Below are 21,941 nucleotides of genomic sequence, written 5' to 3' on the forward strand. Positions count from 1 at the left end.
CCGGCCTATCCCTTCGGAAGCTTTTCCCTGGCAACCAGTGCGCCGTGGTGCTGGATGACGGCAGCGGCGACATCAGCTGCAAAGCGGGCAGCGTCCTCAGGGCTTGCGCCCGTCGCGAGGCGGGCAAGGAAGGCGCCGTTGAAACTGTCGCCGGCGCTCGTCGTATCGACGATTTTCTCAACCTTGGCCGAAGGCACATGGCTGCGCTCGTCGCCGAAGACGAGCGTTGCGCCTTCGCTGCCGTCCTTCACCACCTGCCCGGCCACACCGAGCGCGCGGTAGCGCGCAATGGTCTCCTCCAGCGAAGCATCGCCGAAATGGGTCGTCTCGTCGTCGAGGCTCGGCATGAGGAGGGTGGCGGCGCGGGCGCCCTCGGTGATGGCCGCGCGCATGCGGTCCGCATCGTCCCACAGGCGAGGGCGAATATTGGGATCGAAGACGACGCGCTTGCCGGCCGCCTTGGCGCGGCGCAGTTCGGAAAGCAGGGTCTCGATATCCTCCGCCGGCAGGATCGCCAGCGTGATGCCGGAAAAGACGATGATATCGGAGGCCTCGATGGCTTTGCGCAGCCGGTCGCCGTCGCGCGCGAGCAGCTTTGCCGCTGAGACGGAGCGCCAGTAGGAGAAGCTGCGCTCGCCGTCCTTCAGATGGATCATGTAGAGGCCGGGCGCGTGGCCGTCGAGGCGTGCGACGTGCTCCGTGCCGATGCCGCGCTCCTGCATGAAGGCGAGCATTTCATCGGAGATCATGTCCTTGCCGACCGCTGAGAAATAGTCGACGGTCCAGTCGGACGGCAGATACAGACGAGCGTAGTAGGCGGCGTTGAATGTGTCGCCCGCGAAACTCTTGCGCATCAGCCCGCCTTCGGCCTGCATCAGTTCCACCATGCATTCGCCGATTGCCAGCAGCCGTCCCGCCATTCCCGTTCCTCCGGTCAAATTCTCCGGAAAGAGGAAATACTGTCAAAGAGTTGGCGGGGCAAGACGATACCGGTGCTTTCTGCCTGCCGTTGCCTTTCCACGCGATCGAGGCCGGGGATATGGACGCCGTATTCGCCGGAAAGCCGCCTGACCTGGCTGGCGAGCCGGGCGGGGAAGTCATCGGCGAAAAGCTGCGGCGACAGCGCCAGCACGAAGAGGCCGGCGCCGGGCGAGGCATCGCCCGCCTGGAAATCCGGTGCATCGAGCGACCAGTTCGCACCCGTCAGGCCGGCGGCGAGCACCTCCACCATGAGCGCGACATTCGCGCCTCTCGCGCCGCCGAAAGCCAGCAGCGCACCCTGCATGGCGGCAAAGGGATCCGTGGTCGGCCTGCCGTCCTGATCGATCGCCCAATGGTCGGGGATCGTTTCGCTACGCGCCGCCGCGTCGCGGATATTGACATAGGCCGTCGCGCTGGAGGCCTGGTCGATCAGCAGGAACCGGTCGTCGTCTATGGGGGCGGCGAATGCGAGCGGATTGGTGCAGTAGACCGGCTGGCGGCTGCCGGCGCCGGCCAGAAGCGCCGGCCCGTTCGTGGCCGCGATCGCCACAAGACCCTCCTGCGCAAGGCGGGCGGCGTACCAGCCGAGCTCGCCGGTCGTATAGCTGTTGTGCAGGGCGAAAACCGCGATGCCGAAGGTCCTTGCCTTCGACACCAGCTCTTCATGGGCAAGGGTAAAGCCGTGCTGCGCGACGCCGCCCATCGCATCGCACCGCATGATGGCGGGGACCGGCGCGGTGATCTGCGGTTCGGCCTTGCCCGTGATCCTGCCGTCGACGAGGCTGCGCAAGTAGTCCGTCAGGTGAAGGAAGCCGACCGTCCGCTTGCCGGCCATCTCGGCATCGACGGTGGCGTGGGCGAGCGCTGCGGCCGCCGGCTCCGCCATGCCGACGCGCATCAGCGCCGTGCGGGCGAGGTCGATTGCCTCGGCGGGGGAAAGGGTGACGTCATCGGCCATATGGTCAACCTTCTCTATGGAATTTAGCGACATCATCCAGACCGGGTGCGGCTTCGTCAACCTTGGAAAAATCGCGACACCTGCCGTTTACCCTCCGCTGGGTGCGCGTTACATCTTGCGGCAAGCAATCGAGAACCGGAGCGAGAAAGCATGGCAAAGCCCCGCAAGAAAGCCGACGACTGGTGGCGTGGCGCGGTTATCTATCAGGTCTATCCCCGCTCGTTCCAGGACACGACCGGCGACGGCATGGGGGATCTTCGCGGTGTCACCCGCAGGCTCGGGCACATCGCTTCGCTGGGCGTCGACGCCATCTGGCTGTCGCCCTTCTTCAAGTCGCCGATGGCCGACATGGGCTATGACGTTTCGGATTATTGCGATGTCGATCCGATGTTCGGCACGCTTGCCGATTTCGATGCCATGCTGGCCGAAGCCCATCGCCTCGGCATCAAGATCATCATCGACCAGGTGATCTCGCACACGTCCGACCAGCACCCCTGGTTCGTCGAAAGCCGCTCCAGCCGGGCAAACCCCAAGGCGGACTGGTATGTCTGGGCCGATCCGAAGCCGGACGGCACGGCGCCCAACAACTGGCTGTCGATCTTCGGCGGTCCCGGCTGGGAATGGGACGGCGTGCGCAAGCAATATTACATGCACAACTTCCTCACCTCGCAGCCGGATCTCAACTTCCACAATCCCGATGTGCAGGACGCGCTTTTGAAGACGGTGCGCTTCTGGCTCGACCGCGGCGTGGACGGCTTCCGGCTCGACACGGTGAACTTCTATTTCCACGACAGGAAACTGCGCGACAACCCACCCCACGAACCCAACCCCGACGAGATCGGCCTTGATGCGCCGGACGTCAATCCCTACGGCATGCAGACGCATCGCTACGACAAGACGCAGCCGGAGAATGTCGATTTCCTCAAGCGGTTTCGCGCGCTTCTGGATGAGTATGAGGGGCGCATGACGGTCGGCGAGGTGGGCGACGGCGCGCGCTCGCTGAAGACGGTCGCGGACTATACGAGCGGCGGCGACAAGCTCAACATGTGCTACACGTTCGACCTGCTCGGCCCGGATTTCACGGCCGACCATGTGCGCAAATGCGTGCAGAGCTTCCAGCGCGCGGTGACGGACGGCTGGGTCTGCTGGGCCTTCTCCAACCATGACGTCAACCGGCATGTCAGCCGTTTCATACAGGCCCCGGAAGAACGCGAGCGCGTCGCCAAGCTCGCCATCACGCTGCTTTCGACGCTGCGCGGCTCGATCTGCCTCTATCAGGGCGAGGAACTCGGTCTCACCGAGGCGGACCTTGCCTTCGAGGATCTGCGCGACCCCTACGGCATCCGCTTCTGGCCGGCCTTCAAGGGCCGTGACGGGTGCCGCACGCCCATGCCCTGGCAGCACGGCGAGGCCCATGCCGGTTTCAGCACGGCAAAGCCATGGCTGCCGGTGCCGGAAGATCACGCGCGCCTTGCCGTCGACACTCAGGAAAAAATCGCCGGCTCCGTGCTCAACCACTACCGCGCGACGCTCGCCTTCCGCAGGGAACACGAGACCCTGCACGACGGCGACATGGCCTTCCTGCATTCCAACCACGACATCCTCGCCTTCACCCGCGAGAAGGGCGGTGAAAAGCTGCTCTTCGTCTTCAACCTGACGCGGGAAAAGGCCGAATTCGTGCCGGCGAAATCGCTGAAGCTCGGCGCACCGCTGCCCGTTCCCGGCTTCGGCGCAAAGCTGAAGGACGGCACGATCGAGCTGGACGGGCTGGATATGGTGTGTGTACGGCTGTGAGGATCAGGCGGCCGGGCGCTTCAGCGTCTGGTCGCCGCGGCCTGCCAGAAGGCCGGTGATGGAAATGTCTTCATCGAGCGCATCCCAATGGATGCCGCCGGGGCTGAGTTCATAGCGCAGGCGCGCTGCCTTGTCTGCGACGAGAAGGCGTGGGAACCAGGCAAGCGGAACACCGAGCGTGCGTCCGTCGTCGAGGGCCACCCACATCGTGTCATCGTCGAAACGAATATCAGTTGCGGAAATATTCATGCCACGTCTTCTCTATGAGATGTCTGCGCTCTGCGACGAGACGCAGGATAGCAGACAGCTCCCGGCTGTTGAAGCCACGGCTTTCGGCGATCCCGATCAACGGCTCCAGCCAGACTTTCGCTATCGCCCCTCCGCCTCGGACATGGATGTGTACCGGCTCGCGCGGATCGCCTTCGTTTGAATAGAAAAAGAAGGTGAAGTGCTGGTGGCGGAAAACGACAGGCATCGGCTACTCACCCGATCAGCATGAACCGGTCGACATCCACCATTCCCTTGTCGGAAATCTTCAGGTGCGGGATGACGGGCAGCGGCAGGAAAGCGAGCTGGAGGAAAGGCTCCTCGAGGGTAGCGCCGAGAGCGAAGGCGGCCTGGCGCAGGTGATGCAGCGTGTCGCGCACGTTCTCATAGGGCTCGAGGCTCATCAGCCCGGCGACGGGCAGGGCGATTTCGCCCGTCACCTTGCCGTCCTCCACGACGACGAAGCCCCCCTTGATTTCGCCGAGGCGGTTTGCCGCGAACGCCATGTCGTCCTCGTTGACGCCGACGACGCAGATATTGTGGCTGTCATGGCCGACGGTCGAGGCGATGGCGCCCTTCCTGAGGCCGAAACCCTGCACGAAGCCGTTGGCATGGTTGCCGTTCTTGCCGTGGCGCTCGATGACGGCGACCTTGATGATGTCCTGCGCGAGGTCGACCGTGGTCTGGTTGCCCTTGGACGGCAGGCGGTAGCGGCGGTGCTCGGTGATGATCTTGCCGGGCAGGACGCCGATGACCGGCGTTTCCCCGTCGGCGGCCGGCACGGCGAAGTGAGCGGCGTTGACGGGCCGGGCCTTCACGCTGTCGAGGCCGACCGGCTCCACGGGCTTGCGCGTGGCAAACAGCGTGTCATCGACCTTGCGGCCGGCGGAGAAGACCATCTCGGCCTTGCAGTTCTCCAGTGTATCGATGACGACGAGATCGGCCCGCCAGCCGGGCGCAACGAGGCCGCGGTCGCCAAGCCCGAAGGCCTTTGCCGCCGAAATGGAGGCTGCACGATAGACCGCGAGCGGTGCGCGGCCATGGCTGATCGCCGTGCGGATCATGTAGTCGAGATGGCCCTGTTCGGCGATGTCGAGCGGGTTGCGGTCATCCGTGCAGAGCGCGATGAACGGGGACAGCCGCTCGGTGATGACCGGAAGCAGGGCAAGCAGGTCCTTGGAGACGGAGCCTTCGCGCACGAGGATATGCATGCCCTTGCGGATTTTCTCCAGCGCCTCCTCGGCCGTTGTGCATTCATGCTCGGTGCGGATGCCGGCGGAGAGGTAGCCGTTGAGGTCGTTGCCGCGCAGAAGCGGCGCATGACCGTCGATATGGCCGCCCTGGAAGGCTTCGAGCTTGGCCAGACAGATCGGATCCTTGTGGATGACGCCCGGGAAATTCATGAACTCGGCAAGGCCGATGACCTTCGGGTGGTCGCGGAACGGCAGCAGCCGCTCGACCGGCAGGTCGGCGCCGGATGTTTCCAGATGCGTGGCAGGCACGCAGCTCGACAGTTGCACGCGGATGTCCATGATCGTTTCGAGTGCGCTGTCGAGGAAGAACTGGATGCCTTCGGTGCCGAGCACGTTGGCGATCTCGTGCGGATCGCAGATCACCGTCGTCACGCCATAGGGCAGCACGCAACGATCGAATTCGTGCGGCGTTACCAGCGAGGATTCGATGTGGAGATGGGTATCGATGAAGCCCGGCACGACGATGCGGCCGGTAATGTCGATTTCCGTGCGGCCCTTGTACGGACCGCAGGTGCCGACGATGCGCTCGCCGCAGATCGCGATATCGGAGGCGACGAGTTCGCCGGTCACCAGATCGTAGAACTGCCCGCCCTTCAGCACGATATCGGCCGGTTCGCGCCCGGTTCCCTGGTCGATGAAGCGTTCCAAGTCGGTCATGGTCATTCTCCGAATCCTTTTCGCCGGACTCTAGCCTTGCTGCCGGAAGAGGGAAGGGCCGATGCGACGAAACTTCACGCAGGAAAGGTCACGGTGAAGGCGAAGCGCTGGCTTTCACCGGCAGCAAGCACGTTGGTATGGGGGCGATCCTTCAATTCGCGTGAGCCGTCATGTTCCGCTGCCGTGCCATGCCACGGCTCGATACACAGGAAGGGTGCGCCGGGCTTCGTCCAGAGTGCGAGGTTCGGCAACGCCTCGAAGCGGAATGCGAGGGACGGCCCGCCCTCGGCGGCGTAGGTGAGGCATTCGCCCGCGCCTTGCGGAAAGATCAGCGCATCGTTGTCGAACAGGCTTTGCGCAAGGACAAGCCTGCCCTTTGCGAAGGGTGATGGTTCGCGCTCGCGCGACAGCAGCCCCATTTCCAGCGGCTGACGTTCGGGCTCCGCGCCGTTGCCAAGCACGATGCTGTGCGGCCTGCCGTCCGCGCCGGGCAGTGGCCAGCGAAAGGCAGGATGGAAGCCGACACCGAAGGGCATCGGCTCGGCCCCGAGGTTTTCGACCGCGGCGGAGACCGTGAGGGCGGGGCCATCGAGGCTGTGCTCGACGGAAAGCCGGAAGTCGAACGGATAGACTGCGCGGGTTTGCGCGGATGCCTCCAGCACGAAGCGGCAGGCCGTTGCGCTTGCCGTTTCCAGCGAGAATTCCTGCCGCCGTGCAAAACCGTGCTGCGCCATCGGATAGGACTGGCCGTCGATCAGCAAGGTGTCGTCCGGCGCCTTGCCGACGATGGGGAACAGCACCGGCGAGCGGCCGGTCCAGAAGGCGGCGTCGCCGTTCCAGAGCCAATCCGCCCCGTCGCTGGTCGTGATCGACTGCATCTCTGCGCCGAGCGGGGAAACGTCAATCGAAAGGTATGCGTTCGCGATGCGGGTGAGGCGCGGCATCGAATCTCCTTTCACGGAAAAGTGCTGCATTCTAGCGCAGGTCGGGCGGGAATGCGCGGCCCGCAACGGGTGAAACCGGTTGATAGCACCGCTGCCTGCCCATAGGATGACGGCATGAAACGAAACGACGCGGCAGGCCCGATCATCGTCTTCGATGCGGAGTGCGTTCTCTGCACGGCCAATGCGCAATTCGTGCTCCGGCATGATCGCGCCCGGCATTTCAGGCTCGCCTCCATGCAGAAGGAGGTGGGTGCCTCCCTCTACCGCCGGTTCGGCATCGATCCCTCCGATCCGGAATCGATGATCGTCGTTGAGGGCGACCATCTGCTCAGGGACAGCGACGCGGTGCTGGCGATCTATGCCGGCCTCGGCTGGCCGTGGAAGGCCGTCTCCCTGCTGCGCATCGTTCCCCGCTTCCTGCGCGATCCCGTCTATCGCTGGCTGGCGCGCAACCGCTACCACATCTTCGGGCGGCGCGAGACCTGCTGGGTTCCGCGGCCGGAGGATCGGGACCGGTTGCTTTGAGAGGCTTGCAGTGAGTCTAGCCAACCGAAAATGGCGGCCGAGGCCGCCATTTCCCTGTCTGCCGGTGAGCCGGAATCAGATGTTGTTTTGCAGAACGTTACGCAGCTTGCCGAACAGCTCCTCGATCTGCTGCTTCTCGATGATGAGCGGCGGCGAGAGCGCGATGATGTCGCCCGTCGTGCGGATGAGCAGGCCCTGTTCATAGGCCTTGAGAAAGGCGTTGAAGGCCCGCTTGGTCGGTTCTCCGGCAATCGGGGCAAGTTCGACGGCGCCGATCAGGCCGACATTGCGGATGTCGATGACGTTCGGGCAATCCTTCAGCGAATGCAGGCCGTCTTCCCAGTAGGAGGCAAGCTCGGCGGCGCGGGTCAGCAGGCCCTCTTCCTTGTAGGTGTCGAGCGTGCCGAGTGCGGCGGCGCAGGCGATCGGGTTGCCTGAATAGGTATAGCCGTGGAAGAACTCGATCATGTGTTCCGGGCCGCTCATGAAGGCGTCGTGGATTTCCGACGTCACGAAGACCGCGCCCATCGGGATCACGCCGTTGGTGAGGCCCTTGGCGGTGGTGATGATATCCGGCTTCACGTCGAAATACTGGGCGGCGAACGGTGCGCCGAGGCGGCCGAAGCCGGTGATGACTTCGTCGAAAATCAGCAGGATGCCGTGCTGCGTGCAGATTTCGCGCAGCTTCTGGAGATAGCCCTTCGGCGGGATGAGCACGCCGGTGGAGCCGGCGACCGGCTCGACGATGACGGCGGCGATGGTCGAGGCGTCATGCAGGGTGATGATGCGCTGGAGTTCGCTGGCGATGTCGCCGCCATGCTCCGGCTCGCCGCGCGAGAAGGCGTTCTTGTCCGGGAAATGGGTATGCGGCATGTGGTCGACGCCGGTCAAAAGCGAGCCGAACATCTTGCGGTTGGACACGATGCCGCCAACGGAAATGCCGCCGAAATTGACGCCGTGATAGCCGCGCTCGCGGCCGATCAGGCGCGAGCGCGCGCCGTCGCCCTTGGCGCGGTGATAGGCGAGCGCCACCTTCAGCGCCGTCTCGACCGATTCGGAGCCGGAATTGGTGTAGAGGACGTGGTCCATGCCTTCGGGCGCGATGTCGACGAGGCGGTTGGCGAGTTCGAAGGCCTTCGGATGGCCGAGCTGGAAGGCGGGGGCATAGTCGAGCTCACCGGCCTGCTCGCGGATAGCCTCGGTGATCTTGGGGCGGCAGTGGCCGGCATTGACGCACCACAGGCCCGCGGTGCCGTCGAGCACCTGGCGGCCGTCATGGGTCGTGTAATACATGTCCTTGGCGCCGACGAAGAGGCGTGGCTCCTTCTTGAACTGCCGGTTCGCCGTGAACGGCATCCAGAAGGCACGCAGATCGTTGGGGGCGTTGAGGCGGTTGGACATGCGATTTCTCCCTCGGCCTCTTTACGCGGGGGCCGTCCCGTCTGGCGAAAGAAAGGGCGTAAATTTACCCGACGGTCAAATTATCAAGGCGCCCCGGGCCGTCAAGCCGCGGTTTCAACGCAAAACGCCCCGGATTTGCATCCGGGGCGTTGCGAACTGTCTGACCACACAGGATCAGGCGATGCGGAGCTTCTTTTCCGCGACGTTGCTTGTATTGGTATAGATATGGTCCAGCGCGTCGAGGATGGTCATGACGGCCGGCGATTTGCTCGAATAATAAATGGTCTGCGCATCCCGGCGCGTGGTGACGAGGTTCTGCGCGCGCAGTTTCGACAGGTGCTGCGACAATGCCGACTGGCTGAGGCCGACCTGACCGGCCAGCGCACCAACAGCGATTTCACCGCCGACCAGCACCCTCAGGATAAGCAGTCTCTTGGGGTTGGCCATGGCGGAAAGAAAATCGGATGCAACCTCGGCCTGCGCGTGTTCTGCGTCTGAAATCTTGTCCATTGAAACTCCTTAGGCGTTTCCGCTTCAAATCATATTATTTTATGTGAATCCGTTTGTTAGCATATAAACAAACCCTCCCTCATCAAGAGCAAGAAATGGGGGTAGGGATGCACGCATTGCGATAAAATCACGCAGGTCCGGAGAGCCGATGCAGCGAATTCCTGAGGAAAAGCAGGCTGTTCAGCCTGCTACTCTTGCCTCTTGAAGCAAACGGGCAAGCTCGCCGCGTAGTTCCGCGGCCTGATCAAGTTCCCGTGAAAACTCAAGTCGCTTCAATTTGTCACCGCTTGCAAGGTCGATGCCGGCGGCGTCCAGCCCGGCGATGATCCATTCGCCTTCCTTCGCGCCGCAATAGTGGCGTGCATAGATGGTGGCGGCTTCCGCGTGATCGCTGTTCATGTGCTCGACGGCGCCGGTTTCCATTTCGGCCAGAGCGGCGCGGGCGGGCGAGCGAATCAGGAGGTCGTCGGCGGTCAGAAGGAAGGCCTTGCCGAAGCCGCCGTTGAGATTGGCGCGCTCGGGCACGAGACGGAAGAAGGTGAAGTCGGGGAAATCGACATAGAGCTTCGCCTTCGGATGGCGACGGATGAAGCGTTCGCGCAGCGCCGTGCGCGTTTCGCTGTCGCGGGCGACTTCCTCGGCCTTGCAGATCACCGTGAGGCGCGCATGGGCGAGGGGGTCTCCCTTGCCGGGCTCGCCTGCGAGCAGCGAGGCGCGCGGATCGGCCCGCAGCGCCTGCGTGTGGAAGGAGAGGGAGGAGACGAGGATGACGGGTGTGCCGTCCGTGTCGGTGCCGGTCAGCGTGCGGCTGGCAAGCGGGACGCCGGTTTCCGGTTCGAGGACGGCAAGCGCGCAGCTTCGCGCCGAGCGCAGCAGGGTGCGGGCAAGGCGGCGGGCCTCGTCGTCCGTTTCGCGCAGAACGCTCGGTTTGTCCTTCTCGGTCATGATCGTCGGCTCCCGTATTTCCGAATGTAGAAAGGCAGCGCCCTTGCGGAGCGCTGCCCTATCTAATCCGAACGAAGGCGGCTGTCAGCCTCGGCGTCGGTGCCGCGTCAATCCGTTCACGATATCCTGTGCGTTGATCGTGCCGATCACCGCGCCATTGTCGACCACCCCGACATTGCCGGGCGTGCGCGCCATGGCGTCGAGGATGTCGACGAGCGGGGTTTGCGGTGTCGCGGTCGCCGTCACGCCGCCATTGCCGGAAGCGCCCTGCTGCATGACGTCGCCTGCCGTCAGCATGGTGATCGGGTTCATGTTCTGCACGAAATCGGCGACATACTGGTTTGCCGGGTTCTTGACGATTTCCTGTGGCGTGCCGCACTGGATGATCCGCCCGCCCTCCATGATGGCGATGCGGTTGCCGATGCGGAAGGCCTCGTCGAGGTCGTGGCTGACGAAGATGATGGTCTTCTTCAGCCGGTGCTGGAACTCCAGCAGTTCATCCTGCAGGCGCGTGCGGATCAGCGGGTCGAGCGCGGAGAACGGCTCGTCCATGAGCAGGATCGGCGCGCCGGTGGCAAAGGCGCGGGCGAGGCCCACGCGCTGCTGCATGCCGCCCGACAGCTCGTTCACCTTGCGGTTGGCCCATTTGGTGAGATTGACGAGTTCGAGCTGCTCGGCGACGCGCGCCTTGCGTTCGCTGTCCGGCACGCCGGCAAGCTCCAGGCCGAAGCCGACATTGTCGGCGACGGTGCGCCAGGGCAGGAGCGCAAACTGCTGGAACACCATCGATACGGTGTGCATGCGGAACTCGCGCAGCGCCTTGGGCGTCGACTTGTAGGGGTTGACGCTGCCGCTGCCGGCTTTCACCTCGACCTCGCCGCGCACCACGGGCGCAAGCCCGTTGACGGCGCGCAGCAGTGTCGACTTGCCCGAGCCGGAAAGGCCCATCAGCACCAGGATTTCGCCCTCGGTGATCGACAGCGTGGCATCCGCGACGCCCAGGACCAGCCCGGTTTCCGCACCGATCTCGTCGCGCGTCTTGCCCGCATCGACCATCGCGAGGGCCTGTTGCGGGTTGTCACCGAAGATGATGGAGACGTTCTTGAAAACGACGGTATCGGTCATTTTGTGTCTCCATCGTCGGCGGCGCGGAAGAGGCGGTCGAGGATGATCGCGAGGATCACGATACACAGACCGGCCTCGAATCCCATGGAGATGTTCACGGTGTTGAGCGCGCGCACCACCGGAACGCCGAGACCCTTGGCGCCGACGAGGGCGGCGATGACCACCATCGAGAGCGAGAGCATGATGGTCTGGGTGAGACCGGCCATGATCTGCGGCGTCGCGAAGGGCAATTCGACCTTGCGCAGCACCTGGGCCGGCGTTGCGCCGAAGGCCTGGGCGGCCTCGACCAGCGAGGGCGGGGTCGAGATGATGCCGAGGCGGGTGAGGCGGATCGGAGCGGGGATGGCGAAGATCACCGTCGCGATCAGGCCGGGCACCATGCCGAGGCCGAAGAGGATGAGCGCCGGGATCAGGTAGACGAAGGTCGGGATCGTCTGCATGAGGTCGAGGATCGGCCGGAGGATCGAGTAGAACCATGGCCGGCGGGCGGCGGCGATGCCGAGCGGCACGCCGACGACCATGCTGACGCCGGTCGCCGCGAGCACGAGCGCCAGCGTCTCCGTCGTCTCCTTCCAGTAGCCCTGGTTCACGATGAGCAGGAGGCCGAGAAGGGTGAAGACGGCGATGCCGAGCGAGCGGCGGAAGTACCAGCTGAGCCCGGTGACCAGGGCGATGAGGAACAGCGCATAGCCGAGCTTGCCGCCGGCGCTGGCGAACGGTCCCTGCAACACGAACAGCACGGCATCGATGCCGGCTTGCAGGAAGACCTTGAGAAAGTCGAACAATCCCTTGCCGTTCGTCGTCAACCAGCTGACGGCTTCCTTGGCGATCGGACCGATCGGAATTTTTGAGACGGTGAGCCAATCCACGGCGGTAGCCCCTGGCTTGAGGTTGACGATAGGCGTCTAGGATACTTGCGAGGGTGCGGACGGACGATCGGCCGCGCATATGTGCCTGAAATGCAGTATCCGGAGGGAAGAAGGGCGGGAAAGTTTCCTCCCCGCCCTATTCTTGCCTGTTAGAGACCAAGCGCGGTTTTTGCCGCCGGCAGGGCCTCGCCGCTTCCGTCCTTCGTCGTCACGCCGGCGAGCCAGGGTTCGACTGCGGCCGGATTGGCCTTCAGCCATTCCGTTGCAGCCGTTTCCGGGTCCTGACCGTCGTTCAGGATCTTGCCCATGATCTGGTTTTCCATTTCCAGCGAGAACTTCAGGTTCTGCAGGAACTTGCCGACATTCGGGCACTCCGTGGTGTAGCCCTTGCGAACGTTCGTATAGATCGTCGCGCCACCGAAATTGGGGCCGAAGACGTCATCGCCGCCGGTCAGGTATGTCAGCTTGAAGTTGGCGTTCATCGGATGCGGTTCCCAGCCGAGGAAGACGACGGGCGTGCCTTCCTGCTCGGCGCGGGCGACTTCGGCCAGCATGCCCTGTTCGGAGGATTCGATGACTTCGAAGCTCGACAGATCGAACTTGTTGCCGGAAACCATGTCGATGATCAGGCGGTTGCCGTCATTGCCCGGCTCGATGCCGTAGATCTTGGCGCCCAGCGCATCCTTCTGCGCGGCGATGTCCTTGAAATCCTTGATGCCGAGTTCCGCGCCCTTGGCATTGGTCGCGAGCGTGTACTTCGCGCCCTCGAGGTTTTCGCGCACGGTCTCGACCGAACCGTCATCGCGGAACGGCTTGATATCGGCTTCCATGGTCGGCATCCAGTTGCCGAGGAAGACGTCGATGTCCTTGTTGCTGAGCGAGGTATAGGTGACCGGGACGGAAAGCACGGTGACTTCCGTCTCGTAGCCGAGGCTTTTCAGGATGACGGTCGCGGTTGCGGTGGTGGCGGTGATGTCCGTCCAGCCGACATCCGAGAAACGGACCTTGCCACAGCTTTCGGCTTCGGCGGCCGAGACATGGGCGGCGCCAAGCGCGAGGACGGACACGGCTGCGGCAAGAATGGTCTTGAATGCTGATGCAGTCTTCATTTTATTGCTCCCCTTATAAATGGTAGTTTTAGCCAATCATTAAAACGATATGCTTTCAAGCATCTTGGCGTAACCGGAAGCTCCTGAAAGGTCCAATAAATTTCGGACCTGTTCGCAATTTTGCACATGGATGTCGCAACCGATGGGCCGCGCTGTTTTCTGTGGTTTTCAGGCCTCTGCGACTGGAAAGACGCCGATTTCCGGGCCATGACGCGGGGACGGAGAAAATCATGGCCAAGCTCTATTTCAGTTACGCGACGATGAATGCGGGCAAGTCGACGCTGCTCCTGCAGGCGTCCTACAACTACCGGGAACGCGGCATGCGTACCGTGATCTTCATCGCCTCCTTCGACGATCGCGCGGGGCAGGGGCGTATCTCCTCGCGCATCGGGTTGACGTCGGACGCCATCGCCTTCGACCATGCCGATGACCTCTACCGGCATATCGAGCAGTTGAACGGCGACGGCGAGGGCAAGATCGCCTGCGTTTTCATCGACGAAGCGCAGTTTCTCTCGCAAGAGCAGGTGTGGCAGCTCGCCCGTGTCGCCGACCGGCTACATATCCCCGTCATGGCCTATGGCCTGCGCACGGACTTCCAGGGCAAGCTCTTTCCGGGCTCCCAGGCGCTGCTCGCCGTTGCCGACGAGCTGCGCGAGGTGCGCACCATCTGCGAATGCGGCCGCAAGGCGACCATGGTCGTGCGCCTCGGCGCGGACGGAAAGGTGGCGAAGGAAGGCGCGCAGGTGGAAATCGGCGGAAACGACAGGTACGTTTCCTATTGCCGCCGCCACTGGGACGACATCATGAATGCCGAGTAAGGCGAAGGCGACGAAAGGACGATCATGAAACAGCTTCTCGTGGGCGCCGCCGCCTTTTTCTGTCTTGCCGCTCCCGCTCTGGCGGAAGGCGATGCGGTCGCGGGAAAGGCCGTCTTCCGGAAATGCGCGCCCTGCCATTCGACGGAGCCGGTCAATCGTGTCGGCCCGAGCCTTGCGGGCATCCTCGGCCGTCCCGTCGCCTCTGTTGCCGACTACGGCTATTCGAGCGCGATGACGGCCTTTTCCGACGGCGGCAAGGTCTGGAACGAGGCGCTGATCGCCGAGTACCTGATGTCGCCCAAGGCCACGGTTCCGGGCACCCGCATGGCCTTTGCAGGGTTGAAGAAGATCGAGGACATCGCCAACCTGATTGCCTATCTGAAGGCGCCGGCGGGCCACTGACCGCGCGCCGAAAAAATTTGGCGGTGGTCTTGCGTGCGCGCTCGCGCGCTCCACATCTTGTGCGGGGCAGGTTCCTATCCGTCTGAAATCGTATAGTGTTGCCGCGATGGAATAAAACGGGCGACGCAGACGTCTGCCGTGCAGAGCTCAAGGGAAAAAAGGCATATGGCCACACTTCAGAACTTCGATGCGGAGATCGACAAGACCCGCAGTGTCGTCAACCAGATGCGCGGCAAGCTGGAGCAATCCGGCATCGTGCTGGACCAGTTCGCCAAGGCGGACACCAAGCTCGGCGACGTCAATTTCGACATCGAGAATGCCCGCATCCAGGACGTCATCTCCCAGCAGAAGGTGATGGAAGGCAATATTGCCGATCTCATCATCGGTCTCGAGGACGCGACGAACATCTTCGGCACCGAATTCGAAAGCATGAAGAGCTATACGGGCTACGAGAAGTTCATCGGCATCTTCTCCAAGCAGAAGATGCAGCGCATGCGCACGGATCGCGTGCGCAACATGTCGCTTGCCGGAAACCTTCAGGAATTGCTCGCTAAATCCGACACGATCGTCGGCATCCTGAAGGAGCAGAAGTCGATCCTCGAGCAGCGCTACAAGACCTCAGAGGCGAGCCTCGTGCAGGTGATCGAGCGTCGCAAGGGCACGATGGTCAATCTGGAGGCCACCCAGAAGCGCATCGAGGAACTGAACCCGCTTCTGATGGACCTCGAAAACCGCATTGCCGCGTCCACGGACCAGAAGAGCCGCACGGACCTCGAAGGCGAGCGCTCCGCGCTGGCGACCGAGTACAACCAGATGCAGGCGAAGGAACAGGAGCTTCTGGCCGAAAGCCAGACGCTGGAGCGCTACACCTCCATGTTCCAGACCTTCGTGGATTCGCTCAACAACCAGATCGCGGCGCAGAACACGCTGATCAACAAGCTGACCATCGATACCGAGCAGCGCATCGTGCTCTACAAGGCGCTGGAAGATTCGTTGAAGACGGCGGCCCAGCAGGATGTTGCGCACAAGATCAACACGCTTGGCTCCCAGGTCGATACCGCTGCGGAAGAGACCATGGCGGGCATCGGCTCGGCCGCCCAGCGCCACATCGGCGACCTTCTCGAAATGCACGAGAAGAACATGCTGGCGACGCAGGACATCCAGCGCCGCAAGAAGCTCGCCGACGACGCCTTCGCCCGTCGTTTCCAGGCTGTGATGGACAAGCACAACACCGCCAATTACGTGAAACAGTGATGGTCGCAGGCATGCAATTGCAGGAGGTCGGGACGCTCCCCTCTGCCCTGCCAGGCAATGGGACACACGCCCAATGAATGCCTCCGCCGACAGCGCCGTCGCGCAGTATTTCTCGACCATCCGCTCGGCTCTGGGTGGTCTTGAAATCTTCCTCGGCGACCGCAATTCGCCGCTCTACCGCAACAGCGTGGTGGGTGAGGTCGTCATGCCCTATCTGGCGCGGCTGAAGGCCTCCTTCGCCTGCTGGGAGAACCGCATCGGCTTCGTCGAGCAGTTCCGCGTCTCGCGCGCCGAAAGCGGCTTTCCGGTGTTCCAGAACGTGCTGGAGCTGGAGAACGACCGGCAGAGCGCGGACAAGCGGCTCTCCTCCATTCCGGAGGCCGACCAGCTTCGCGTGGAGATGGCGGATTTCATTCTTCGGCAGAAGGCGTTTCCGACCGATCTTCAGGCGCGCATGGCCGAACGGCTCTATCTGGAGCAGATCGGCAAGGGCGATATCTTCTCGCCTTTCGTGCTGCCCGAGACGATCCGCGTCGCGGTCAACCCGAAGACCATGCGGCCCTATTACGTGGTGTGCTGGGGGGCTTTCGACGGAACGGCGACGCTGCCTATGGTCTATATGGCGACCATCGAGGATTCCAGCGAGAACGTCGTCAAGATGCTGGTGGGAAAAGACGGCAAGCTCAACCCGGATATCGATATCCCGTTGCCCGTCGGCGGCCTGCTCAATCCCGAACTTGCCAGCCGCTTCGACGATTTCACGCTGAAGAACAGCAGTTATTCGCTGACGCCGGCCACGATCGCCACCAATCTCGACAAGGACTTTCCGACGCTGCACCCCAAGCAGCTGCGTCGCATCGTGCTCGGCCCCTTCTATTCGGCGGGCATCACCGAGAACAATGCGCGGGTCAACGAAATTCTCTCGAAGGTGCGCAAGCCGGAAAATGCCTGGCTTCTGACCTGGACGGTGCAGGAGGTGTTCTCCAAGGCCGAGCGCCCGGCGCAGAAGGGATTTTGGAGTTCCACCCCGGCGCAGGAGGAATTCCATATCGAGACCAGCGACCTAGAGGCCGCCCGCATGGGTGTCAGCACCTACGAGAAACATGCGCTCGTGCCGCATGACGCCTATCAGGCGCTCTATGCCGCGGGGGAGACCACCGGCATCTTCGGTGGCTACAAGGTGCATGTGATTTCCGGAAACCAGGTCATCAGCGAGGGATGAGAGTCCTTCTGAAAATTCGGCGGGTCGATCCGCCGGCTCCTTTCGCGCTCCGCCGCGTCGCGCTTCTTGCCGATATCCTCGGGGTATCGGCTGCAAACCGCTCCTAACGGAGCCCGAAAATATCTCGGCGGCTTCTCCGCCGCCGAATTTTCAGAAGGACTCTACGATGAGCCTCAATGCCGGACTGACGACGATCCACGAGGACGATATCGCCAAGCATCAGGCGACGGCGCAGAGCTTCGTCAGCAAGCTCGTCATCCTTGAAAGCGGCGATGGCAGAAACGGCACGGCGCTTGCGGGCACCGGCCGACGCTTCGTCTCGACCGTCTCGACCGCCGGGGCGCGGCGCATGCGCGAGGTGGAACTGGCAAAGACCATCCAGTCGGTGCGCGCCGCCGATCCGCTGCTCTCGCCACAGCAGCATGCCGTGCTTTTTCGCGCCCGGCGCGGGCTTCAGGTGGCGCTTGCGGTGACGGACGCCTTTTCCCGCCAGACCAGTCTGGAGGGGCTGCAGTCGCGCAACCTCGCCTCGCCGCTTGCCGGCGATGAGGCGAACCAGTTCAAGGCGTTGCTTTCCGCTTCCGCCTATATCGCCGCCTTCACCTTCGCCGCCTATCTTGGCGCGACGCTGCCGGGCGAGGGAGAGCCGGTGGAGGATGGCGGTGAGCCGGACTATCTGTTCGACACGCCTCAGGATGCGCTGAAAAGCATGATCGCGGGCCTAGACCGCACGATTGCCGGAGCACCCGACGATGCGGCGCTCGTCAGCCGGGCGCGGGCGTTTTCGCGGGTGGCGATCGAGGGACTGATCAGCCGCAGGGCGCGCTTCACCGGCCTTGCCGGTTTCGAGAACGCCCATATCCGCATCGAGCAGGACGATTTCACCCTGTCGGGCTTCGACGTGGCGCCGGGCCAGAAGCGCAAGCCGCTCGTCATGACCTTCAAGCAGCCGAACGAGATCATCGGCAACCACATCGCCAAGTACCAGGCGATGAAGCTGGCCAAGATGCTGATGGCCTACGATTTCGACCGGCAGATGAACCCCTTCGTCGAGCTTGGCGGCTTCCTCTTCACCTTCATCGGCGACGGCATGCCGGGCACCGGCAAGACGATCCTGATCCAGATGCTCGCCGGCCTCGTCAACGACTACTGCCAGGTCGCCGGCTACGCCTTCCACTACGAGAATTTCGGCGTCGACCAGATTTCCTCCTATCAGGGCAAGTCCGGCCAGAACTGCAAGGAATTCGTCAACAACGTCATCAACCCGAAGGCCATCGGCTTCGGCACGATCGACGACGTGGACCAGGTGGCGGCGAAGCGCTCCGACGACCGGGCGTCGGCCGGCCAGCACGAGGTGACGGCGGTGCTGATGGAAAGCTTTGCCGGCGCCTCGACGGTGGTGCGCGGCAACTGCACCTTCGGCATGTTCTCCAACTATCCCGAAAACGTCGACGATGCGCTGCGCCAGCGCGCCGGCGCCCGCTGGCTGGTCGACGGGCCGCAGACCGAGGACGACTATATCGACATTTTCGCGCTGCTTGTTGGTAAGAACCACTCGATCCCGCTCGGCGAGCACACGCTGTTTGCGGGACAGGAGATCAAGCGCGCCGTTTCGACGTCCTACGAGCAGCATGCCAGACCGCAGGAAGACGGGTTGCTTGCCGTCTGGGAACGGCACGAGAAGGAGCAGGGCGCCATCCGCTCGATCGCCGATGTCGGCGCCTACCTCCACCGCATCAAGCTCGCCGAGCCGCGCTTTACGGGCCGGGCCATCAAGAACATCACCGATGCGGTCAAGATGCGCGCCATGGATGTGGACCTGCCGGACGACTGGTTCGCCACGCCCGAGGCCTTCATGCACAAGGGCTACGACGAGAAGAAGGCGATGATCGAGGAGCTGCGTGGCCCGATCTCGATGGAAATGGTCCTGCAGGAGATCAACCGCTATGCCGATTCGGAATTCCGCTACACCGACAAATCCGACGACGCCGCGGTCACCGATATCATCCGCCGCGAGCGCCAGCGCGAAAAGGCGATCCGGGAGATCGAGACGATGAAGGCGGAAGGGCGGTGGTAAGTAGAGGCAATTGCCCCTAATCCCGCCTGCCGGCCACCTTCTCTCCGCGAGCGGGAGAAGGAAGCCTGTTGCGCCGTTCTGCTCCAACAAGCCTGTCCGGTCGGGCAGGGAGAGAGCTAGGGTGAGGGCAGATGGGCGGCGAACGGCAGAAAGACCGAGCGAGTACGGCGACTGCGTAGTAGTGAATATGATCGGAAATGAAATAAATTCATGTGCATGAAAAGCTGGTCCAGTGCCGCTTCTGGAATGTAGATGTGATGACGGAATGTGAGTCCGTATTGGAGACGATCGTGGCAGTGTGCGAGGGCCGCCTATCGGAGCATATATCAGGAACGGGTTTTCTGTTTCTGTCGAGGGCGGAGCAGCAATGAAACGCCTCCTCGAAGCCGAATTGATCTATGGCCGGTTGCTGCCGGTCGATGAGCCGCATCTGGTCGAGCGTTACAACAAGGCGCTGGATGGCTTTGGTATGCGGCGCACCGGGCTTTCGAGCTTCCGCATCGACATGACGGGCTTTTCGCCGGAGATCGCGAACGAGCTTGGCGACCGGGATTATCTCGACCCGAACCGGGTCAACCGGCGCTTCGTCATCATGACACCGGAGCAGGTGAACCTGCCGGTCGTGCATACGAGCTTTTCCAACACCGCCGCGCTGATGCACGAGTTCTTCTCGGCGAATGCCCGGGCGATCAATGCGATCACCATCCGCGACGCGCTCTATGGCGAGATCGAGGACTCCGTCTCGGTCGTCAACGATATCGACGATCTTCTTTCGATCAACGAGGTGCGCTTCCGGGTTCTGTCGGCCGAGGACATGCTCGGCAAGGCAGGGGAGCTGCGCGGGCTGGTCGACCGGCTGAAGACCGTGCCGAACGCCTGGGCGGACGACGCCATGCTGGAGCGCATGGTGGAACTCGCCAAGCAGACCGGCGATATCCGCCAGAACGCGCTCGTGCCGGACAAGCTCGTGTTCCGCCATGACGCCTATTGGGCAAACCATTTCGGCGGTGTCTACATCTTCATCGACGACAAGACGACGACGGTCATCTGCGATCCGACCGTGCCGGGCTTCCGTCGCTCTCGGCCCTGGCAGGTGAGCTATATCGCGCTCGACGACCACAAGCGCATCTTCGATTTCCTCGCCTCGACGAAGCGGCTGGAACTGCCGCGCGCTTCCTGGGTGGAGCCGTCCGGCCTCTTCCAGCACCGCGCGGACATGACGGTGGCGGCCCTCGTCAACCAGGCGGATCCGACCGTGGACCTCGAAACGGCCGACCGTATCTGGCTGCAGACCTGGATGCATCGCAATGCCGGGCTTGTCGCCAGCGACGGAGCCTATCCCTTCCTGCAGGAGGCTCTGCGCACGCTGGCCGCGACCGGCGAGATCAAGATCAACGACATTGCGCCGGCGCAACGCTTCCTTCTGGTGCGCGCCGCGCCGGCCCATCCGGACCAGTGGCTGGTCAACCGCCTGATTTCACAGATGGTCCCCCATGATTTCGTCTCCCGCTTCGTCTTCGACAAGCAGGGTTTTTATGCGGCCTACGAGCATTATAGCGAAAAGTACCGCGCCTACGTTGTGGCGACGTTGACGCGGACCTATCTGCAGGACAAGGCTGCTTTCCGCCGGAAACTTTACGGCATCAGAGAGGACGACACCAATGCTTGACCCGATCGCCCAGTTTTTCCAGCGCATCTTCGCGGCGATCGGCCGGGGCGTCGGCCTGGTGGTCGGCTGGATTCTGTGGCCGTTCCTGACGGTGGCAAACTGGTATCGCGCGCGGGGCTGGATCATCAAGGGGCCGATCGGCATCGGTCTCATTGTCCTTTTCGGCCTCTACGCCTATTTCATCTGGCAGACCCAGGTCTGGAGCGGTTTCAACCCAGACTATGTGAACAGCTACAATCTCGGTGAGCGCAAGCAGGACGCCGGTGCGACCTCGTCAGGGGCGGCATCGACCACGACGGCGGCCGGCGAGGTTGCCGAGCCGGAACCCAAGACCTGCGTGCGATCGGCGATTGTCGACGTGACTGCCGACCTGATCGACCACAACGTCAACCAGAACGCCTGGATTTCCTCGATGCTGCTCTACAAGCTCGGGCTCTTCGGCCTCGACTGGGACAAGACACCCTGGTTCGACAACAAGGCTTCGTTCCAGCGCGGCGTCAACCAGGCGGTCCGCCGCACGGCCGTCGAGCTTGTGGATTCGCTTGGCCGCGTGCGCGGCACGTCCGGCATCAACGCCGACCTCCAGAAGGCCCGCGGCAATCTGCAGTTTGATGAGGAGACGTGGTATTTCGGCTCGGATTCGGTGCTGCCGAAAACGCCGACGCCGAACTACTACCGCACGGCCATGGTGGACCTGCGCAAGTTCAACACCTCGCTCGAAGCCTGCGACGCGATCTTCGACGGGCGCTCGGACAACCTGATCGAGTTCCTCGACCGCATCAGCAACGATATCGGCTCGACCTCCGACATCATCCGCAAGCAGTCTGAATTCCAGAATGGCGGCTGGTTCGATACGCGGGCGGACGATCGCTTCTGGTTCGCCTACGGCCAGCTCTACGGCTATTACGGCATCCTTTCGGCCGCCGGTGCGGATTTCGACGCGGTCATCAAGGCTCGCGGCATCGAGCCGCTGTGGAGCGCGACGATCTCGCACCTGCGCTCGGCGCTGAGGATACAGCCGGCAATCATCTCGAATGGCCGCGAGGACGGCTGGATCATGCCGACGCATCTTGCCACGATGGGCTTCTACATCCTGCGGGTACGCTCGAATCTCGTCGAGATGCGCGACGTTCTGGCGCGATAAACAGGAGAAATTTCGAG

General features: G+C 63.0%; 21 protein-coding genes. 9 read left to right on the top strand and 12 right to left on the bottom strand.

Features of this window, described 5'->3' with window-relative positions; all coding sequences use genetic code 11:
- Positions 1-5: 5 nt before the first annotated feature.
- A complete protein-coding gene (locus tag WA950_RS01260) occupies positions 6-920 on the bottom strand; it encodes a sugar kinase (protein ID WP_424549853.1) in 915 nt (304 codons plus the stop codon).
- A 14-nt stretch (positions 921-934) separates the two neighbouring features.
- Positions 935-1,939, bottom strand: a complete 1,005-nt coding sequence (locus WA950_RS01265; protein WP_424549854.1) for an Ldh family oxidoreductase — start codon at positions 1,937-1,939, stop codon at positions 935-937.
- Positions 1,940-2,089: 150 nt separating this feature from the next.
- Here WA950_RS01265 and WA950_RS01270 point away from each other — a divergent pair, with 150 nt between their 5' ends.
- Positions 2,090-3,733, top strand: a complete 1,644-nt coding sequence (locus WA950_RS01270) for an alpha-glucosidase (protein ID WP_424549855.1) — start codon at positions 2,090-2,092, stop codon at positions 3,731-3,733.
- Between the two features lie 3 nt (positions 3,734-3,736).
- On the opposite strand, the gene WA950_RS01275 is transcribed toward WA950_RS01270, so the two are convergent.
- The 4 genes from WA950_RS01275 to WA950_RS01290 form a co-directional block, all read right to left on the bottom strand.
- Positions 3,737-3,982 carry a DUF2442 domain-containing protein gene (locus WA950_RS01275; RefSeq protein ID WP_424549856.1) on the bottom strand — a complete coding sequence of 82 codons (246 nt, stop codon included), beginning with the start codon at positions 3,980-3,982 and terminating at the stop codon, positions 3,737-3,739.
- The gene (locus tag WA950_RS01280) at positions 3,963-4,208 is read right to left on the bottom strand and encodes a DUF4160 domain-containing protein (protein WP_424549857.1); all 246 of its coding nucleotides are present in this window, start codon (positions 4,206-4,208) and stop codon (positions 3,963-3,965) included. The genes WA950_RS01275 and WA950_RS01280 overlap by 20 nt, the downstream gene beginning before the upstream one ends.
- Before the next feature lie 7 nt (positions 4,209-4,215).
- The gene (ade, locus tag WA950_RS01285) at positions 4,216-5,910 is read right to left on the bottom strand and encodes an adenine deaminase (protein WP_424549858.1); all 1,695 of its coding nucleotides are present in this window, start codon (positions 5,908-5,910) and stop codon (positions 4,216-4,218) included.
- 74 nt (positions 5,911-5,984) lie between these two features.
- Entirely contained in the window at positions 5,985-6,854 is an 870-nt protein-coding gene (locus WA950_RS01290; protein WP_424549859.1) for an aldose 1-epimerase family protein, read from the bottom strand.
- Positions 6,855-6,968: 114 nt separating this feature from the next.
- Between WA950_RS01290 and WA950_RS01295 the strand changes: the two genes are divergently transcribed.
- Positions 6,969-7,379: a thiol-disulfide oxidoreductase DCC family protein gene (locus tag WA950_RS01295; RefSeq protein WP_424549860.1), complete on the top strand. Its 411-nt coding sequence runs from the start codon at positions 6,969-6,971 to the stop codon at positions 7,377-7,379.
- A 75-nt stretch (positions 7,380-7,454) separates the two neighbouring features.
- Here WA950_RS01295 and WA950_RS01300 read toward each other — a convergent pair whose 3' ends face one another.
- The 6 genes from WA950_RS01300 to WA950_RS01325 all read right to left on the bottom strand — a co-directional run bounded on the left by WA950_RS01300 (position 7,455) and on the right by WA950_RS01325 (position 13,338).
- Entirely contained in the window at positions 7,455-8,780 is a 1,326-nt protein-coding gene (locus WA950_RS01300; protein WP_424549861.1) for an aspartate aminotransferase family protein, read from the bottom strand.
- A gap of 174 nt (positions 8,781-8,954) precedes the next feature.
- Positions 8,955-9,290 (bottom strand): ArsR/SmtB family transcription factor, encoded by a 336-nt coding sequence (locus tag WA950_RS01305; RefSeq protein ID WP_424549862.1) that lies wholly within the window; start codon positions 9,288-9,290, stop codon positions 8,955-8,957.
- A 180-nt stretch (positions 9,291-9,470) separates the two neighbouring features.
- On the bottom strand, positions 9,471-10,235 hold the full coding sequence (locus tag WA950_RS01310) for a HugZ family protein (protein ID WP_424549863.1): 765 nt from the start codon (positions 10,233-10,235) through the stop codon (positions 9,471-9,473).
- An 84-nt stretch (positions 10,236-10,319) separates the two neighbouring features.
- Positions 10,320-11,360 carry a choline ABC transporter ATP-binding protein gene (gene choV, locus WA950_RS01315; RefSeq protein WP_424549864.1) on the bottom strand — a complete coding sequence of 347 codons (1,041 nt, stop codon included), beginning with the start codon at positions 11,358-11,360 and terminating at the stop codon, positions 10,320-10,322.
- Positions 11,357-12,229, bottom strand: coding sequence for a choline ABC transporter permease subunit (gene choW / locus WA950_RS01320; protein ID WP_424549865.1), 873 nt, complete (start codon positions 12,227-12,229; stop codon positions 11,357-11,359). The genes choV and choW overlap by 4 nt, the downstream gene beginning before the upstream one ends.
- A 149-nt stretch (positions 12,230-12,378) precedes the next feature.
- Positions 12,379-13,338: a choline ABC transporter substrate-binding protein gene (locus tag WA950_RS01325; protein ID WP_424549866.1), complete on the bottom strand. Its 960-nt coding sequence runs from the start codon at positions 13,336-13,338 to the stop codon at positions 12,379-12,381.
- A gap of 230 nt (positions 13,339-13,568) precedes the next feature.
- Between WA950_RS01325 and WA950_RS01330 the strand changes: the two genes are divergently transcribed.
- From WA950_RS01330 to WA950_RS01360, 7 genes are all read left to right on the top strand, one after another.
- Complete coding sequence (locus WA950_RS01330; protein ID WP_424549867.1) at positions 13,569-14,156, top strand: thymidine kinase; 588 nt, start codon at positions 13,569-13,571, stop codon at positions 14,154-14,156.
- A 24-nt stretch (positions 14,157-14,180) separates the two neighbouring features.
- Positions 14,181-14,558: a c-type cytochrome gene (locus WA950_RS01335; RefSeq protein WP_424549868.1), complete on the top strand. Its 378-nt coding sequence runs from the start codon at positions 14,181-14,183 to the stop codon at positions 14,556-14,558.
- Between the two features lie 165 nt (positions 14,559-14,723).
- On the top strand, positions 14,724-15,812 hold the full coding sequence (locus WA950_RS01340; RefSeq protein WP_424549869.1) for a hypothetical protein: 1,089 nt from the start codon (positions 14,724-14,726) through the stop codon (positions 15,810-15,812).
- Between the two features lie 73 nt (positions 15,813-15,885).
- The gene (locus tag WA950_RS01345; protein ID WP_424549870.1) at positions 15,886-17,034 is read left to right on the top strand and encodes a hypothetical protein; all 1,149 of its coding nucleotides are present in this window, start codon (positions 15,886-15,888) and stop codon (positions 17,032-17,034) included.
- Positions 17,035-17,200: 166 nt separating this feature from the next.
- Positions 17,201-19,111, top strand: a complete 1,911-nt coding sequence (locus tag WA950_RS01350; protein WP_424549871.1) for an AAA family ATPase — start codon at positions 17,201-17,203, stop codon at positions 19,109-19,111.
- A gap of 367 nt (positions 19,112-19,478) precedes the next feature.
- On the top strand, positions 19,479-20,780 hold the full coding sequence (locus tag WA950_RS01355; RefSeq protein ID WP_424549872.1) for a DUF6638 family protein: 1,302 nt from the start codon (positions 19,479-19,481) through the stop codon (positions 20,778-20,780).
- The gene (locus WA950_RS01360; protein ID WP_424549873.1) at positions 20,773-21,924 is read left to right on the top strand and encodes a DUF2333 family protein; all 1,152 of its coding nucleotides are present in this window, start codon (positions 20,773-20,775) and stop codon (positions 21,922-21,924) included. The genes WA950_RS01355 and WA950_RS01360 overlap by 8 nt, the downstream gene beginning before the upstream one ends.
- The last annotated feature ends 17 nt before the right edge of the window (positions 21,925-21,941 follow it).

The sequence above is a fragment of the Shinella sp. genome (assembly GCF_049651085.1).
Lineage (GTDB): Bacteria > Pseudomonadota > Alphaproteobacteria > Rhizobiales > Rhizobiaceae > Shinella.